The sequence below is a fragment of the Nitrospira moscoviensis genome (assembly GCF_001273775.1).
Lineage (GTDB): Bacteria > Nitrospirota > Nitrospiria > Nitrospirales > Nitrospiraceae > Nitrospira_D > Nitrospira_D moscoviensis.
Genome location: NZ_CP011801.1, coordinates 3339998 through 3356284 on the forward strand (window position 1 = coordinate 3339998; position 16287 = coordinate 3356284).

The 16287-nt window shown below is 62.3% G+C and carries 13 protein-coding genes; 6 read left to right on the forward strand and 7 right to left on the reverse strand.

The window, feature by feature from the left end:
* Positions 1 to 110: 110 nt before the first annotated feature.
* Entirely contained in the window at positions 111 to 2432 is a 2322-nt protein-coding gene (bamA, locus tag NITMOv2_RS16255; RefSeq protein ID WP_083448386.1) for an outer membrane protein assembly factor BamA, read from the reverse strand.
* Positions 2433 to 2760: 328 nt separating this feature from the next.
* Between bamA and galU the strand changes: the two genes are divergently transcribed.
* From galU to NITMOv2_RS16280, 5 genes are all read left to right on the forward strand, one after another.
* A complete protein-coding gene (galU, locus tag NITMOv2_RS16260; protein ID WP_053380866.1) occupies positions 2761 to 3654 on the forward strand; it encodes a UTP--glucose-1-phosphate uridylyltransferase GalU in 894 nt (297 codons plus the stop codon).
* Between the two features lie 87 nt (positions 3655 to 3741).
* Positions 3742 to 6249, forward strand: coding sequence for an endopeptidase La (gene lon, locus NITMOv2_RS16265; RefSeq protein WP_053380867.1), 2508 nt, complete (start codon positions 3742 to 3744; stop codon positions 6247 to 6249).
* A 9-nt stretch (positions 6250 to 6258) separates the two neighbouring features.
* On the forward strand, positions 6259 to 7293 hold the full coding sequence (thiL, locus tag NITMOv2_RS16270) for a thiamine-phosphate kinase (RefSeq protein WP_053382126.1): 1035 nt from the start codon (positions 6259 to 6261) through the stop codon (positions 7291 to 7293).
* A complete protein-coding gene (locus NITMOv2_RS16275) occupies positions 7290 to 7787 on the forward strand; it encodes a DUF2062 domain-containing protein (protein WP_053380868.1) in 498 nt (165 codons plus the stop codon). The genes thiL and NITMOv2_RS16275 overlap by 4 nt, the downstream gene beginning before the upstream one ends.
* A gap of 13 nt (positions 7788 to 7800) precedes the next feature.
* Positions 7801 to 9219 (forward strand): HD domain-containing protein, encoded by a 1419-nt coding sequence (locus NITMOv2_RS16280; protein WP_053380869.1) that lies wholly within the window; start codon positions 7801 to 7803, stop codon positions 9217 to 9219.
* Between the two features lie 232 nt (positions 9220 to 9451).
* On the opposite strand, the gene NITMOv2_RS16285 is transcribed toward NITMOv2_RS16280, so the two are convergent.
* Entirely contained in the window at positions 9452 to 10219 is a 768-nt protein-coding gene (locus NITMOv2_RS16285; RefSeq protein ID WP_053380870.1) for a hypothetical protein, read from the reverse strand.
* A gap of 199 nt (positions 10220 to 10418) precedes the next feature.
* Here NITMOv2_RS16285 and NITMOv2_RS16290 point away from each other — a divergent pair, with 199 nt between their 5' ends.
* Positions 10419 to 10781 (forward strand): hypothetical protein, encoded by a 363-nt coding sequence (locus NITMOv2_RS16290; RefSeq protein WP_145976384.1) that lies wholly within the window; start codon positions 10419 to 10421, stop codon positions 10779 to 10781.
* A 15-nt stretch (positions 10782 to 10796) separates the two neighbouring features.
* Here the strand turns inward: NITMOv2_RS16290 and NITMOv2_RS16295 are convergent, their stop codons facing one another.
* From NITMOv2_RS16295 to dop, 5 genes are all read right to left on the reverse strand, one after another.
* On the reverse strand, positions 10797 to 11768 hold the full coding sequence (locus NITMOv2_RS16295) for a M23 family metallopeptidase (RefSeq protein ID WP_083448125.1): 972 nt from the start codon (positions 11766 to 11768) through the stop codon (positions 10797 to 10799).
* Positions 11765 to 13141, reverse strand: a complete 1377-nt coding sequence (gene pafA / locus NITMOv2_RS16300) for a Pup--protein ligase (RefSeq protein ID WP_053380873.1) — start codon at positions 13139 to 13141, stop codon at positions 11765 to 11767. The genes NITMOv2_RS16295 and pafA overlap by 4 nt, the downstream gene beginning before the upstream one ends.
* A gap of 93 nt (positions 13142 to 13234) precedes the next feature.
* The gene (prcA, locus tag NITMOv2_RS16305) at positions 13235 to 13930 is read right to left on the reverse strand and encodes a proteasome subunit alpha (protein ID WP_238590372.1); all 696 of its coding nucleotides are present in this window, start codon (positions 13928 to 13930) and stop codon (positions 13235 to 13237) included.
* A complete protein-coding gene (prcB, locus tag NITMOv2_RS16310) occupies positions 13927 to 14754 on the reverse strand; it encodes a proteasome subunit beta (RefSeq protein ID WP_053380875.1) in 828 nt (275 codons plus the stop codon). The genes prcA and prcB overlap by 4 nt, the downstream gene beginning before the upstream one ends.
* Before the next feature lie 29 nt (positions 14755 to 14783).
* Positions 14784 to 16286 (reverse strand): depupylase/deamidase Dop, encoded by a 1503-nt coding sequence (dop, locus tag NITMOv2_RS16315; protein WP_238590373.1) that lies wholly within the window; start codon positions 16284 to 16286, stop codon positions 14784 to 14786.
* Between the last annotated feature and the right edge of the window lies 1 nt (position 16287).

A 16287-nucleotide genomic window follows, 5' to 3' on the forward strand; every position in this document is an offset into this window, starting at 1 on the left:
GAACGATGCGAGGTGCGCGAGGCGACGAATAAGTCGCCTCACGTTTGCGCACGGGCGCGAGATGGTGAGCGCCCCGTGTCCCCAGCTGGCGAGATTTTTGAACATCATGCTTAGAACAGCGATCCGATCGTGAACTCAAACACCCCCGTCCGCTCGCCCTCTCTCGGCGACAAATTGATGCCGTACGCGATGCGCAGCGGCCCGAAGGGGGAGATCCAGCGGGCTTCCAGCCCGGCCGCCTTCCGCAGATTGAGCGACAGCGGCTCGTCGTCGTCGAACCCCTTGCCGTAGTCGAAGAAGATCACGCCGTTCAGCTTGGCGTCGGCGGAGATCGTAAAAATGAAATCATTGTTGAAGATCAGCTCCTTGGCGGCGCCCAGGGCTGAAAACGTCGTCGGCACGACGGGACCGGCGCGGCCGAATACGAAGCCGCGCATCGTATTGATGCCGCCGACGAAAAACCGCTCGGTCAGGGGAATCTGCTTCCCCCCGGCCGCTTCAATCTGGCCGAAGCGCGCGTGGATTGAGAAGCGGGTATCGAACGGCAGCGGCGTGTACTTGATCACGTCAAAATAATATTTGTAGAAGTCGTTGGTCCCCCCCAACAAGGGCGTGCCGAGATCGAACCCGCCGCCGACGCGCCAACCCGATCGGGGATCCAGGAAATAGTCCCGCGTGTCCCTGAAGAGCGCGGTGCGGAATCCGGTGGTCGTTTGATTGCCCAGCTGCCGGCACACCAGTGGAATGAGATCCGGGCAAATGCCGGGTGCCGGATCCGAGAAATTGAGCTGCTCGGCAAAGAGGCTGACGCTGCCGGTCACATATTCGGAGAGCCACCGGCCCAGGGAGACGCTCGCGCCCGACTTGGTTTCGAAGTACGAAATGTAATTCGTCATGCTGCGGTAGACATCGAGTTGAAGCGAGGTCAGCGAGTCGTTCAAATACGGATTGCGGAAGGTGATGAGCCCGAGGCTGCGCTGCTGCCCCAACTGTCCGCGGATGCGGCCCATGTACCCGTTCCCGCCGAGGTTGCCTTCGGTGATGTCCGCGATCGCAACCAGTTTGTCCAGCGTGCTGAATCCGCCTCCGATGCTGAACTGCCCCGTCGGCTTCTCTTTCACCCGCACGTTCAAATCGACTTTGTCGGCCTCCACCTGCTGGGGGAGGATCTCGACCGTCTCGAAAAAGTTCAGGTTGTTCAACCGCTGGAAGCTGCGCTTGAGGGACGGGGTGTCGATCACGTCCTGCTCGTCCACGCGGAGCTCCCGGCGGATGACGTTGTCCCGCGTCTTGTCGTTGCCGTGGATATTGATCTGGCGGATGCGCATCATCTCGCCCTCTTTGATGTTGAGGATGATGGCCGCGGTCCGCTCTTCGTTGTTCGGCACGACGTTCGGCACGACCTCGGCGAAGGCGTAGCCCTTGCTGCCGTACATGTCCGTGATCCGCGTGATCTCATCCCGGATCTTGGCGCGCTGGAAGATCTCCCCCTCCTTGATCTTGAGCCCCTCCCGGAGCTCCGACTCTTCGAACACGGTATAGCCTCGAAAGCCGACCTCCGAGACGGTAAAGGGCTCGCCTTCGGAAATATGGAAGGTGACGATGAACCACTTCTGATCGTCGGTCAGCTCGACCGTCGGCAGGCTCACCTGCGCGTTCAAGTATCCTTTATTCAGCAGCACCTCTCGGATGCGCTCCACATCGTTGGCCAGCTCTTCGCGCTTCAGAATGCCGGCGTCGGAGAGAAACGAGGGCAGCTTCAGCTGCGTGATCAACCCATACCAGGGCACCCACTCGCGGGTCGCCGTGACTTTGAACAGCTCCTCCTTCGTGGCGGCGCGCAGTCCCTCGAAATTCACGGTCTTGATCCGCGCCTTCTCGCCCTCTTTGATGAAGAAGGTGAGCCGTTTTCGGTCTTCGTCCAAGGTCTGGACGACGGGGATCACCTGCGCGTTGTAGTACCCGTCTTCCTGATAGGCCAGGCGGATTTTTTCCGCGCTTTCCTTCGCCTGCTGCTGATCCAGGAAAGCCTGGCTTTTGATCGTCGTTTTTTCCTTGAGCTTGTCGTCGCTCAGACTCTCATTGCCGTCATACACGATTTCCGTGATGAAGGGCTTCTCCCGGACCACGAAGGTGACCGCCATCCCCCCGGGCTCCGCCTCCGTCTCGACCTGCACGTCCTCGAAAAATCCCGTGTCGTACAGGATTTTGACCTGTCCGCGCACGGCTTCGGGCGTGTACGGGTCGCCGACCTTGAGGGTCAACCGGCCGGCGATGGCCGGCAGCTCGATCCGCTTGTTGCCGCGGATGTCGAGCGACGTGACCTTCGGGGCGGCGGTCTGGGCGGCCGCGTCACAGACACAGGCCGCGACACAGATCGCGACCAGAAGAATCAGCGCCCACCGAGGTCTGTAGAGAAACGGCGTGGTCACCGAGGGGACTTCCCACGCCACGATAACGACGACGGTCTAGCCACAATGGTCCTGGTGATGAAACCCGCCGGACCCACATTGCTCCATCCCGCCCGTCCGGTCCGGCGGGCACGCGGAGAACCGGCTCGGATCCGGGCCATAACCTCCGGCCGATACGCCGACCGGCGCACCGGTATTCGATTCACGGCCGCGCGAGAAAAACTGCCGGATTATAGGGAGGCCTCGATGCATTGTAAAGGACTGCCCGCCTCCCGGCCGCGCGCGCACGCGACCGGAACGCGAGGTCTCATTTCTTGACTTCACCTGACCCATCACATACTATCGGTCCATGTCGAAACCCGTCAGGAAAGCCGTCATTCCCGCCGCCGGACTCGGCACCCGATTCCTCCCCGCCACCAAGGCCTCTCCCAAAGAGATGCTTCCGCTGGTCGACAAACCGTTGATCCAATACACCGTCGAGGAAGCCGTCGCGGCGGGCATCGAAGACATCATCATCATCACCGGGCGCGGCAAGCGGGCCATCGAAGACCACTTCGATCGATCGGTGGAACTGGAAGAAAACCTCAAGGGTACCGGCAAGAGCCAGGTCCTCAATCAAATCCGGCAAATCTCCAATCTCGCGAATTTCTGCTACGTGCGCCAATCGGAGGCGCTGGGATTGGGCCATGCCGTGCTCTGCGCGCAGCACCTCGTGGGCGACGAACCCTTCGCCGTCATCCTGGGCGACGAGATCATCGATGCACCGGTCCCCGCGCTCGCGCAATTGATCCACGTCTACAAGAAGCGCCATGGGGCGGTCTTGGGCGTCCAGGAAGTGCCGAAGCCCGACGTGAGCCGCTACGGGATCGTGACGCCGAAGCGCCTGGCGCGCGGACTGCATCGCGTGCAGGACTTGGTGGAAAAGCCGTCCCCCGCCGAGGCCCCGTCGAACCTGGCCGTCATCGGACGGTACGTCCTGCCGCCGGAGATTTTTCCGATCCTGCGCAAGACGACGCCCGGGAAGAACGGCGAAATCCAGTTGACCGACGCCCTTCGGGAACTCGCCAAAAAATCGCCGATGTTCGCCCACGAAGTCGAGGGCCAGCGTCACGACGCCGGAGACAAGCTCGGATTTTTGATCGCCACGGTCGAATTCGCGCTCAAGAATCCGGCGCTCGGCGCCGACTTCAGCGACTACCTGTCGACCAAAATGCGCGCGACAGCCAACGGACGCCGGGGATAACGCCGATGGCGTGACCCGGCGGCGAGCGCGCGACCCCGTCCTCGTCGTCATGCCACCGGCCAACGGAGTCGAGAGACCCACACCATTATGACAGACCCGAACGAACAAGAGATCCAACCGCCCCAGAACGTCGACGTGCCCGATCAGCTGCCGATGCTGCCGGTCCGCGACATCGTCGTCTTTCCCTATATGGTGCTGCCGCTCTTCGTCGGGCGCGAGATGTCGATCAAGGCCATCGAAGCGGCGCTCGCCGGGAACCGCATGATCTTCCTCGCGACGCAGAAGGCGCTGGATGTCGAGAATCCGACCCCCGACGACATCCATGCCGTCGGCACGGTCGGGATCGTGATGCGCATGCTCAAGCTGCCGGACGAGCGCATCAAGATCCTCGTCCAGGGCATCGCCAAGGGCAAGATCACGAACTATATCCAGACGGAGCCCTACTACTCGGTCCGGATCGACAAGCTGCCCGACACCAAAGCCTCCGTGACGACGCTCGAGGCGGAAGCCGTCATGCGGACCGTGAAAGAGCAGATCGAGCGCATCGTCAGCCTCGGCAAAGTGCTGATCCCCGACGTGATGGTCGTCATCGAGAACCTGGAGGAACCAGGCCGGCTGGCCGACATGGTGGCCTCCAACCTCGGGCTGAAAGTGGACGTGACCCAGGCCGTGCTGGAGATCACCGATCCGATTCAGCGCCTGCGCCAGGTGAGCGACATTCTCGGGAAGGAAATCGAAGTCCTCTCGATGCAGCAGAAGATCCAGGCCCAGGCCAAGGGCGAGATGGACAAGACGCAGCGCGAGTACTTCCTGCGCGAGCAGCTCAAGGCCATTCAAAAAGAGCTGGGCGAGCTGGACGAACGGGCCGAGGAAGTCACCGAATTCCGCAAGCGCATCAAAGACGCGAAGATGCCGGAGAAAGTCCTGAAGGAAACCGAGAAGCAGCTCAAGCGCTTGGAGAAGATGCACCCGGATACGGCCGAGTCGGCCACCGTGCGGACGTATCTGGAATGGATGGTCGAGCTGCCCTGGTCGAAAAAATCGAAGGACAATCTGGATCTGAAGGCCGCCGCCAAGGTGTTGAACGAGGATCACTACGATCTCGAGAAGGTGAAGGAACGCATCCTCGAATATCTCGCCGTGCGGAAGCTCAAGGAGAAAATGAAGGGCCCGATTCTCTGCTTCGTCGGCCCGCCGGGCGTCGGCAAGACCTCGCTGGGCAAATCGATCGCGCGGGCGCTGGGACGGGAATTCGTCCGGATCAGCCTCGGCGGCGTGCGGGATGAAGCGGAAATCCGCGGCCATCGCCGCACCTACGTCGGCGCCTTGCCCGGCCGCATCATCCAGGGCATGAAACAGGCGGGCACCAGCAACCCGGTGTTCATGCTCGACGAAGTGGACAAAGTCGGGATGGATTTCCGCGGCGACCCCTCGGCCGCCCTGCTGGAGGTCCTCGATCCCGAGCAGAACAACGCCTTCACCGACCACTATCTGGGCGTCCCGTTCGATTTGACGGAGGTGATGTTCATCACCACCGCCAACTTGATGGACCCCATTCTCCCGGCGTTGCGCGATCGCATGGAGATCATCGAGATCCCCGGCTACACGGAAGAGGAAAAGCTCGGCATCGCTCAGCGGTATCTGATTCCCCGCCAGCTGGAGGAGCACGGCATCACCGGCCGGCATGTCCGCGTGGCGGAGCCGGCGATCCGCATGATCATCTCCAATTACACCCGCGAAGCCGGCGTCCGGAATTTGGAGCGCGAAATCGCCAATGTGATGCGCAAGGTCGCCAAGAAAGTGGCCGAGGGCAAAGGCCAGGGCTTTCCGGTCAACCCGGGCAACCTGCACAAGTATCTCGGCGTGCCGAAATACCTGCCGGAGTCCGAGCTGGAAAAGGACGAGGTCGGCGTGGCGACCGGCCTGGCCTGGACCGAAGCGGGCGGCGACGTGCTCTACATCGAAGCGACCGTGATGAAAGGCAAGGGGCAGCTGACGCTGACCGGCCATCTCGGGGACGTGATGAAGGAGTCCGCGCAGGCGGCGTTGAGCTACGTGCGGTCGCGGGAAAAAACGTTGAACATCAATCCGGACGCCTTCAGCAAGCAGGACCTGCACATCCACGTCCCGGCCGGCGCGATCCCGAAAGACGGACCTTCCGCCGGCATCACCATGGCGACGGCCATCGCCTCGGCCCTGGCCGGCATCCCGGCCCGGCGCGATCTCGCCATGACGGGCGAAATCACGCTGCGCGGACGAGTGCTGCCGATCGGCGGGCTGAAGGAAAAAATCCTCGCCGCGAAGCGGGCGAAGCTGGCGATGGTCATCCTGCCGCGCCGCAACAAGAAAGACTTGGAAGAGATCCCGAAGCACCTGCTCAAAGGCATCCAGTTGTCCTTCGCCGACACCATGGACGACGTGATCAGAATCGCGCTGGGGCGGAAGCCCAAACCGGCGCAGGCCGCCAAGAAACCGTCGTCGCCGGCGGCCCCGCCGCGGAATCGAGCGGCCCGTCCCAACCGAGGCGGCCGGCCGGCGGAATCCCACGTGCCCCGCCCCGCCATGAGAACAGCGCCCCCCGCGCTGACGCGGTAGGTGGCGCCCGTGGCCCCGCGCCAGGCCCGACACCCCCTTTCGGAATTCGGGTTGATCCGGACTCTTCAGCGCCGGTTTCCATCGCGCGACAACGCGCTCATCCGCGGCATCGGCGACGATGCCGCGGTCGTCGCGATGCCCGCGGGCCGCCACCTCGTGCTGACCACCGATCTCCTGGCCGAAGGCGTGCATTTCGACCTGCGGACCGCGTCGTTCGAGGACGTAGGATACAAAGCCGCCATCGCCAATCTGAGTGACGTCGCCGCCATGGGGGCCAGGCCCGAGCATGTTCTCGTCGCGCTCGCCGCTCCCGCTGCCTGCGCCGCGCCGCAAATCCTGCAATTGTACAAAGGCCTGATGGCCGCCTGCCGGCCGTACCGGGTCTCGTTGATCGGCGGGGATACGTCCGCCTCGGCGAACGGGTGGTTTCTCAGCGTGACGGTCACGGGCACTGTGCCGGCCGGATCCGCCTTGTTGCGCAGCGGCGCGCGCGTCGGCGATGCGATTTACGTGACCGGGACGCTCGGCGATTCACTGGCCGGACTGCAGCTCCTCTCCCGCCGCCGGCCGATGGCGGCGACACGGCTGCCTCCGGCAGACCGCCGCTTTTTGCTCCGCCGGCATCGCCGGCCCCTCGCCCATTGCCGCTTCGGGCAACTCCTGGGCACGCATCGGCTGGCCACCGCCGCCATCGATCTCTCCGACGGCCTATCCGGCGACATCCGGCATCTTTGCGAGGAGAGCCGCGTCGGAGCCGAACTTCACACCGCCGCGCTGCCGCTGTCTCCAGCGCTGACGGCCTATGCCAAGGCAGCCGGCACCGACCCGGCCGCGCTGGCGTTGCAGGGCGGTGAAGACTACGAGCTGCTGTTCACCGTTTCGCCGGCGAACTTGCGCCGGCTGCAGCGCGCTGCCGGCGAGCCGGGCCGCCGCCTGACCCGTATCGGGGTGATACAACCGAAGAGCTTCGGAATACGCCTGCGCGACGCCAGCGGGAACCTGCGCCGGCTGCCGGTCACCAGCTACGAGCACTTTCGCTCATGAGCACAGACCAACCGAATCGGTCGTTCAGGTCGCTCTTGCGGCAGGTGCTGCACCTGCGGGAATCGCCTCGTCGGACGGCCTTGGCGTTTGCGCTGGGAGTCTTCATCGCCTTCTCGCCGGCCTACGGGCTCCATACCGTGATGGTCGTGCTCTGCACCTGGCTGTTCGGCCTGAATTTTCTGGCCTTGATGGCCGGCGCGTTCGTCAACAATCCCTGGACGGTCGTGCCGATCCTCGGCGCGACGTACTGGACGGGTGCGCTGTTGATGGGACGCACCGACGTCCCGAGCTTCGACTGGGACGATCTGAGCTTTGCTGCGGTCTATCAGCAGATCCTCCCCTACGCCATCCCATTCGCGCTGGGCGGTTTCGTGCTCAGCATCGTCGGCGCCCTCCTGGCCTACCCGGCTGCCTACTTCTTCATCTCCAAGCACCGCCGCCGGTCCGGCCCGGTCGCCGTCGAGCCATTGCCGCCTTCCGAGCGGGTGGGCTAAGATCGTCCCGACCATGGGACAGCGGCACGATACTCAGGCACCCTATGACGGCTCGGCCCTCATCGCCGATCCCATCCACAAATACGTCTCCTTCACTGTCCCCTACGCCCGCCCCGATCCACACGAGCGGACGGAAAAAGATTTGATCGATTCGCCCTGGGTGCAGCGGCTCCGGTATATCTATCAACTCCAGAGCGCCCGCTGGGTCTACCCCTCCGCCGAACATACCCGCTTCGTCCATTCCTTGGGCACCATGCATGTGGCGGGACGATTCGCCCGGCATCTCTATCCGTTCCTCAAGAAAGTCGTGAACGACGTGCCGTCGGCCAACTACGTCGAAGAGCTGCTGCGCGTCACGGCGCTGGTCCACGATATCGGGCACGGCCCCTTTTGCCATTTCTTCGACGACAACTTCCTGGATGCGTTTCATTTGACCCATGAAAAGCTGGGCCAAATCATCATTCGCGAGCACCTGGGGCCCATCATCCGGAAAATCCGCCGCAGCCCCTCCGGACCGTTCGCCACAGGGGAAGAGCTGAACCCCGACCAGATCGCGCATCTCATCCTCAAAGAAAAGAGCAAGGACAACAGCCGCATCCCGAAATGGCTCAATATGCTGCAGCCGGTGATTTCCGGCAGCTACACCGGCGATAACCTGGACTATGTGCTGAGAGATTCGTACATGTGCGGTGTGGCCGTGGGGCCGGTGGACCTGACGCGGCTCATCCACTACACCATCGTGACCGAAAAGGGCTTTACGATCCACAAAACCGGCCTGCCCGCGTTGCAGATGTTTCTCAACACGAGGATGTATCTCTATTCCAACGTCTATTTTCACCGGACGACCAGGGCCATCGACATCCACCTGCGGGATATTTTCGGGGACACGATGAAGCTCGTGCTGCCGCACGACCCGCGGAAGAATATGGCGGAGTACCTGACCTTGACGGATTGGTCGCTGCTGGAAGAGGTGCGGGGATGGAAACGGTCACGCCGGCGGGCGCGGCAGCGGCTTGCGGCGGAGTGGGGGCGGATCCTGGATCGGGATGTGAAGTGGAAGATGGCCTACAGCACGGCGCTGAAGGAAAAGGGCCAGGAGCGCGGCATGGATTTTCCGAGCCGCGAGCAATTCGAGCAACAGATCGTCAAAGAGCTCCCGGCCGGCCTCAAGAAAGTGCCGTTCCGTGTCGATATGGCGCCGCTGGACCCGCGGCCCGATCCCAAAGACCGGCGCGGCAATCCGCTCTATGTCTACGATCCCGGCACCAAGCAAGTCTCCACCGAGCCGTTGGAAGAATTTCTGGACCTGCTCCCCACCAGGCTCGTGCAGTTCCGCATCTACGCTCTCGACCATTCCAACGACGCCGCCCTCTCCCGCGCAGCCGGCACCGTGTTGAACAAGACGCCGTCGAGCCTGGAATCGAACTACTAGCCCGCATTATTCATGACGGTTCGTCGCGAAATCGCGGAGCCGCGTCGCGAGACCGGCGCGCGGAGCCCTGAGGACGCGCGGCGTACTCGTGCAGTACGTCGAGGGCCCGAAGGGCGAGCCCGCCGGCCGAAGGTTCGTCGCAGCAGCGGATCGGCGATTGCAGCAGAAGCGCTCGTGAATAATGCGGGCTAGGCGGATAGGGGGCAGGCAGGACGAGACGTCGCTCCCCCGGCTAGGCCGGCATCTTCAGCGGCTGGCTTTTGATGAGGTGTGTTTTTCTCGTTTTGATCACCTCCCGCTGCTCATCCGACGGAAAATGCGGGCCCCGCTTGTTGGCCGGGAACCGGTTCTCGAAGCGCTCGATCAGCTCCAGGGCTTTCTCGCTTTCACCCGACCGGACCAGCAACTGGATCAGCCGGAGATAGGCCGGCACGAGCAGCATGAGATGCCGCACCTCTTTCGCCTCTTCGACCACGTACCGGTACCCGACCGTCGACACCGCCTGGTTGATCTTTTCGTAGCAGAGCGCCTCGATCATGTGGATTCCCAGCCGGTCCGTTTCCGCGCTGATACTCCGCTCCCACTGCCCGTTCACCATGGCCCGCATCTCTTCGCTGGAGAGCTGAATCCCGCCCTTCTTTAAGTTCGCCCGGAGCCGCTCCACGACCCCCCTGGCTTCCAACCAACCTCCGTAGAGGCCGACCAGCACCCCGAGGCACGGGACCGGCCGTTTGCATTTTCCGGCAAGCGGAGAAAATCCCTTTTTGGCGACCTGGGAGGGCGAGAATACACGGCCGCTGGACGCCGAGCACACCTCGCAGATATGGTCGTCATCGGGCGTCGCAAAAATATACATGCGGACGCCCGACCGATCGAAAATGTCGACGGCCAGGATCCGCCCGGCCATGATCTGCATCTGATAGTACTGCCACAGCACCAAGAGCCCCAAGATCGCGATGAGGTACACCGTCACGTCGGGAAACTCGAATTCCGCCAACATGGATAGCCCTCCTGGCCGTCAATGATAACCGGCCTAAGCATATCCCCTAGGCACGAGGGCGCCTAGCGAATTCAGATTCCCTTGCCCCTCGTGAGACGAGCCGATCAAAGCAAAACCTGTTTTTTCCTGTCGCGATCTCTCGGAACGCCGCATAATGAATCGCGATCTCCGGTGGATCCACAATACGAAGGAGCATGCGATGAAAATACTCTGCGCGATCCTCTTTGCGGTGCTCTGGCTGACCAATCACCTGTCCACGGCCTCCGCTCAGATGGGCGGACGTCAGGACGCGATGAATATCCTCAACTCGATGTCTCCCGAGCTGTACGGCAAAGTGCAGCGGCTGGCGCAGATGCTGGATCAGAGCATTAAAGCCGGAAAACTGACCGAGGGAGAAGTGCAGCAAGGCATGTTGTCGGGCCACTTGGGCGAGAAATTGAAGAGCATCGATCCGGAGGCGGGGCGGCTTCTCGATGACATCAGCGAGGCCATGAAGAACGGCCAGGGCCCCGGCGAAGCCGCCCTCATGCCGTTGCTCGGAGGACTGGGAATCGCGCCGTAACAGTTGGAAGATTTGCTAGCGGGAAGCCGGTACGCTGACCGGCACTGAGGTAGGAAAGCTTTGAAACGGCAGTTCCAGCAGCGCGTAGGGATTCACGCGGGCGCCGTTGAGTTTGACGCCCCAATGGAGGTGGGGACCGGTGGCGCGGCCGGTGGCGCCGACTTTGCCGACGACCTGGCCCGCCTTGACGACATCGCCTTCTTTGACGAGCACGTCGGACAGATGGAAGTACATGGAATAGAAGCCGAGGCCGTGATCGAGGTAAACGCCTTTGCCCGAAAAGATGTGATCGACGGTCAAGCGTACGATGCCGTCGTTGGTCGCGAGAACATCCGCCCCGAGCGGCGCGCCGATGTCTTCGCCGTTGTGGGGACTGCGCGCCTGCCCGTTCATGATCCGCACGCTGCCGAAGATGCCCGTCCGCCGGCCGGCGACCGGCTCCAGAAACCCGGCTTGCCACAGTTTCATCGGTGACTCAGCCGCCAGCGCTTCCTGTACCACTTGTTGTTCGGCCTTCCACCGCGCGAGGCTCTTCTCGTCCAAGTCGACCTTGTCTTTCGGCAGTGTCAGGTGCTCGACACGGAACTTTTCTTTGACGACGAGGATGTGGTAACTCAACCCCCTGGTCTGGTCACCTTGCCTGATAGCCACCGTGAGCTCATGCGTCCCCGGCTCATCCTGCAAATCTATGCCGACCAGCCCGACAAATCCCTTCGGCTCACCGGGCCGAGGATCGGCAAAAAACGGCACGGTGCGGCCGAGGAAGCTCCCATGAATCTCCGCCGTGGGGTCATCCGACGGAATCTTGACCACGATGATCCGGCCCTGCTTCCCGCTGTATTGTCCGTCGATGCCTTGGGGCGCCGGCAACGAGCCCGGGAATAAATCGACGGGGAACACGCCGGCCAAAAGGACGACGGCCATGATCAGCCGGCGGCCCGCCGGAACCACCCCTCGTCCGATTCCCGGTGCTGCGAGTTTCCTCATCGGTAAAATCTCGTTCCCGACACCTGCGCAACCAGTTCTTCCACCCGCCGATTGGCGGCGCTGAACGGGTCCATACAGAGGATGGTCTCTTCCCAATAGCCGTTCAGCTTCAGATATGTCCAATCCACCGTGTAGGACCGGTTCTTGGCCCGGGCGAAGCGGATGAAGTCGCCGCGCACCTTGGCCCGCGTGGTTTGCGGCGGGGTCGACATCGCACGCTGCACCGCCTCTTCTTCGACCACCCGTTCGATCAGCCCCCGGGACTCCATCAGATAGTACAGCCCGCGGGTGCGTTTCACGTCATGAAATTGCAGATCCAGCAAAAACACCCGTGGGTCGTCCCAACCGCATTCCTTCTTATCGACGTAGGACTGGATCAAATGTTTCTTCGTCACCCAATCGACACGATGCGTGAGCTGCATCGGGTCGTCTTCGAGCTGCGCCAGTACGTCGGCCCATTTGTCGAAGACGTCGTCCAGGATCGGCTCGTGCTCCTGCCGGTCCAAATAGTCTTTCGCGCGCTCCAGGTACACTTGCTGGATTTCAATGGCGGTCATCTGCCGCCCGTCGTCCAGCTTGACCTTCTTTTTCAACGTCGGATCGCGCGAGATCTCCCGAATGGCTTTGACCGGATCTTCCAGTTCCATGCCGTGCACCGCATAGCCCTCTTCGATCATCGACAGGACGAGCGCCGCCGTGCCGACCTTCAGATAGGTGGCGAACTCCGACATGTTGGAATCGCCCACGATGATGTGGAGCCGGCGATAGCGCTCCGCGTCGGCGTGCGGCTCGTCGCGCGTGTTGATGATGCTCCGCGACGAAGTGGTCGAGGACGACGTCTTCTCGTGGATGTGTTGCGCGCGCTGCGAGATGAAGTACTGCGGCTTGCCGCTGACCTTCAAGACCTTGCCGGCGCCCCCGTACACCTGCCGCGTAACGAAAAACGGAATCAGTTGCTCGGTGACTTTCCAGAAATCGACGTCGCGGCGCATGAGGAAATTTTCATGGCACCCGTAGGTGTTGCCCAGCGAATCGGTGTTGTTCTTGAAGATGTAGATCTCGCCGGACAGGCCTTCTTCGCGCAGCCGCTCCTCGGCCGCCGGCAAACAGGCCTCCAGCAGGCGTTCACCGGCTTTGTCATGCGTCACGAGCTCCAGAATGTTGTCGCATTCCGGCGTCGAATATTCCGGATGGCACCCGGTGTCCTGATAGAACCGCGCGCCGTTCACGAGAAACGCGTTGGACGGCCAGCTGTTGGGAATCAGCCCCTCGAAGATATAGCCCAGGACCTTTTCCATCGGCAGATAGATCCGCCCGTTCGGCGAAAAGATCAAACCGTACTCGTTCTCGAGGCCGAAGATCCGCTGTTTCATTGGGCCGGGGGACAACATGGAGTGTACAAACAGAATACACACCCCACCCGTGATCTTCAACTGACGGACGACTTGGTGATGTCGAGGCTGGGGTCAGGAAGCAGAGAGAAGCTGCCGGATTTCGGCCACGCCCAACCGCCGGAACTTGCGGCCGGGTCGATTCCGATCCAGCACCGCCGCTTCGAGACCTTCCGGCTGCAATTTTTGGTTCGCGGTCTGCTCAAGCGCCGAGACACAGAGGGTCACGGCGGCTTTGAGAGACGGGAGCTGGCCGGAGATCCGGTCTTTCAGAAACGTCTGGACCGCCTCGGCGCGGCCGCCGATCACCGCGAAGTTCTTTTCGTCGATGATGCTGCCGTCGAACGAGATGCGATACATTTCGTTCGGGTGGCCGTCGGCGCCGACCTGCACCACCAGAATTTCCACTTCCAGCGGCTTCAATTCCTGGCTGAAAATGGTGCCGAGGCTCTGCGAGTACCCGTTCGCCAAGGAGCGGCCCGTCACATCCTCGCGGCTGTACATGAAGCCCTTCAAGTCCGCATGGCGAATACCGGCCTTGCGCAGATTTTCGAACTCGCTGTACTTCCCCGCCCCGGCGAAGGCGATGCTGTCGTAGATCTCCGAGACTTTGTGCAGGGAGGCGCTGGGGTTGTCCGCCGTCAGCAGCAGGCCGTCCACATATTCCATGGCGACGATCGACCGGCCCTTGGCGATTCCCTTGCGGGCATACTCCGCCTTGTCCTGCATCATCTGCTCGGGAGAGACGTAGTAGGGCATCGGCATCGTCATCCCTCCCTGAAGCGGCGGGTCTTCATCAGTTCGTCGTAGATATCGCGAATCCGCCCGTCCGACACGTCGGTGATCCCCGACGCCGTGACGAGCTTGGCGGTGGGATAAATTCCGCGGATGAGGTCCGGGCCGCCCGTGCCGACATCGTCGTCCGCGGCGTTGTAGAGAGACAGGAGGGCGAGCTCCAGGACATCATTCTCCGACAGCCCCTTTTTGAAATGCTCCCGCATCGTGTTGCGGGCGTCTTTACCGCCGGACCCGATGGCATGGTAGTCGGACTCTTCGTAGCGGCCTCCGGTGATGTCGTATTTGAAAATGCGCCCTTCGGTGCGCTTCAGATCGTAGCCGACGTACAGCGGCATGACGACGAGGCCTTGGAACACCATCGGCAGGTTGGCCTTGACCATCTGTCCGAGCTTGTTGGCCTTGCCTTCACAGGAGAGCGGCATCCCTTCGAGCTTTTCGTAATGTTCCAGCTCGGTTTGAAACAGCTTCGCCATTTCAATGCAAGGACCGGCCGCGCCGGCGATCGCCATGGCGGAGTAGTCGTCGATCTTGAAGACTTTCTCGATGCGGCGATCGGCGATCTGAAAGCCTTCCGTCGCCCGGCGGTCTCCGGCGATCACCGCCCCCTGCTGGTACTTGATGGCCAAGACCGTCGTGGCCTGCGGGACGATGATCGGCGCCGTCCATCCTGCTGCATCGGCGGACACCGGTCTGGCGGCCGGCAGCCCGTCCTGTTTCAGCGTGAGATCCGGATAGTGGGTGGAAAGGAAATGGAAGAAACTGGATTCGTCGTGATTCGGAAAGAACGGCAGCTTCATCGGGGGCTCGGCTCAACCATGGCGCATCGTCATGCTTTCAGCTTCTCCAGCAGGGCGTCCACGGTGTCGACGCTGTCCAGCAACCGCTCCGTCAACGCCCTCGTGCCTCTCTGGGGATCCATGAGCGGCACTTTCTTGATCGTGGCGTGCTCCCCGTCGAACAGCACGGAGGTCCAACTGGCGCCATAGAGCGCCTGCGCGAACTTGCTCGCGCACCGGCCGCGGAAGTAGGCCCGCGTCCCGGGCGGCGGCGTGAGCTCCGCCCGCTCGATCTCCTGGTCGCTGACGATTCGGTCGATCATGTCGCCCCGTTCCAGCGTGTAAAACAGCCCTTTGTCGGGGCGCACATCGTGATACTGCAGGTCCATCAGCTTCATGCGGGAATCGTCCCAGCCGCAACCTTTGCGCCCCATGTACGATTCGATGAGATGGCGCTTCGCCACCCAATCCAGCTCGCGCACGAGCAACCGTGGATCCTGCTCCAGCTTATTCAACACGCTCTCCCACCGTCCGAGCACGTCCTGCGTCACCGGATCGGGGGGATGCGCGCCATAGTATCGCTGAGCCGCTTGGAGGTACGCTCGCTGGACCTCGATGGCCGTCGTCGGCCGCCCGCCCGCCAGCTTGACGGTCTCCTTCATGTCCAAATCGCGCGACACCTGCTTGATGGCCCGGACCGGCTCGTCCAGCTCCAGCTGCGGCAGCTCCCAGCCGGCTTCGAGCAATTCGAGGACCATATTCAACGTTCCCACCTTGAGATAGGTGGATACTTCCGCCATGTTCGCGTCGCCGACGATGACGTGCAGGCGCCGGTACTTGGTCTGATCGGCATGCGGCTCGTCGCGGGTGTTGATGATCGGCCGTTTGACCATCGTATTGAGATCGACCAGACATTCGAAAAAGTCCGCGCGCTGGGAGATCTGATATTCGGCCGGCCCGGTCTGATTCTCTGCTCCAACTTTGCCGGCCCCCGCAAAAATGAGCCGGGTCACCAGGAACGGCGTGAGCGTCCTGACGATGGTCTCGAACGGGACGGAGCGGGACACCAGATAGTTTTCGTGATACCCGTAGCTGTTGCCCTTGCCGTCGGAGTTGTTCTTGTACAGCACATACTGTTCGCGCCCGCGGGCCTTCGTCATGGCCTCCAAGCTCTGGGCCAGAATGCGCTCGCCGATCCGTTCGAAGGCGACGATCTCCCGCGCATTCGAACATTCCGGCGTGGAGTATTCGGGATGCGCGCCGTCCACGTAGAGCCGCCCCCCGTTCGCGAGCACCTTGTTCAGTTGCCGATTGTAATCGGGGTTGGGCCGCTCCCGTTCGCCGTCCACTTCGAATCCCCGCGCGTCCAACAGGGGATTCTCATGCTCGTAATCCCAGATGGCGGCCGGCGCGGGCAGGCGCGGATAATGGCCGATGACGGCGATGGAGCCCGACACCGGATCGGCGGCAGAAGCGTCCTTCGCCGCGATGCCGAACTCCGTTTCGGTGCCGATGACTCTGGAGCGACTCGTCGGTGCCTGTTCCTGCATCATC